The following is a 1,150-nucleotide window of genomic DNA, read 5'->3' on the forward strand; positions in this document are numbered from 1 at the left end:
TGCAGATCACCGTTTTCGGCATCGGCGTAACGCTCGAGGATGTGCCAGGTGCTGGTATCGCCCACCTCGTACCACTCATAGACGAGCGTTCCGGGCTATTTGCGCGTTCTCTCGACCAGTTCGTTCATCAAGGTCATGAAACCAGTGCGCTTGGTTTCGGGCACTTTGACCTCAAGATGGATGTGGATGGTGTCGGTGGACATGGTTTGTTTCCTTTGTTGAAAAGTTCATTGGGTTTGAAAGATGGGCCAGTTCACCCCGCGCTGCGGCCAACAGGTTTTCGGCGGGTAAATCGGTGTGATGTGTTGCACTGCAGAGGCTGGTGTGGACGTCGGCCTTGACCGGGCTCAGACCGAGGTCGCGATGAAAGGCGGAAACGCTGTCCGCGCCTGACGCGATATCCCCTGACACAAGGACCATTGCATGGGCCAGAACGCGCGGGCTCCCGTGGTGCGTTGGCCGCCACCGTTGCGCGGTGCCGACCAGTTTTCTACCATTTATCGAAAGGTTCCAGTCGCCGTCGCAGAAGCTGCCGGGGGTGTTCCCAATATCCAGTGTTTCTACGCGCAGCCCGGCCCTGAATATCCGGGTGAGCAAGCGGTAGCCGTCTTCGATGGTGAAGCCCTCCGGCGCATCAAAGCTGAGCGCCAGGTTGGCCATGCCCCGGCCTTGCGGAACGGTGCCACCTCCGGTCGGGCGCACATGAACGGGCCAGCCTCGCGTGCTCGATAGGCTGGCGGCCTGCGCGAATCCATTGCGTGTTTCATAGGCGCGCGGGCACACGAGTGCATTGGCATCTGCTGTCCACAGGCCCACCTGCGGGCCCTGCGCTGAAAAGAGGCCTGCTTCAAAGGTCAAGCCTTCGGACACAGACCCAAATCGGCGCAAAGGCGTCGTCACCCGGACATTCCTTCGACTTCTTCACAGATCGTGGTCAGCAGATCGCCCGCCGGCGCGCCATCCAGCGCACGGTGGTCAAAGGTGAGCGAGAGGCCGACAAAAGGGCGAAGCTCTATGCCGCCATCAGGTGCCCGTACCGGGCGATCCGTCATGCAGCCAATACCTAAGATGCAGATCTGTCCGGCGTTCAGGATTGGAGTGAAGTGCTCCACCCGCGTCAGGCCGAGGTTGGTGATCGTGAAGGTGCCGC

The 1,150-nt window shown here is 60.6% G+C and carries 2 protein-coding genes; both read right to left on the bottom strand.

Annotated elements, in window-relative coordinates:
- Positions 1-171: 171 nt before the first annotated feature.
- On the bottom strand, positions 172-900 hold the full coding sequence (locus tag DBR23_RS29290; protein ID WP_146191316.1) for a hypothetical protein: 729 nt from the start codon (positions 898-900) through the stop codon (positions 172-174).
- Positions 897-1,150, bottom strand: a 254-nt coding sequence (locus tag DBR23_RS12200; protein ID WP_146191317.1) for a 2-oxo acid dehydrogenase subunit E2, incomplete at its 5' end; no start/stop codon positions are given. The genes DBR23_RS12200 and DBR23_RS29290, both read right to left, overlap by 4 nt.

It is taken from the genome of Acidovorax sp. HMWF018, from assembly GCF_003061035.1.
In the GTDB taxonomy this organism is placed as follows: Bacteria; Pseudomonadota; Gammaproteobacteria; order Burkholderiales; family Burkholderiaceae_C; genus Acidovorax; species Acidovorax delafieldii.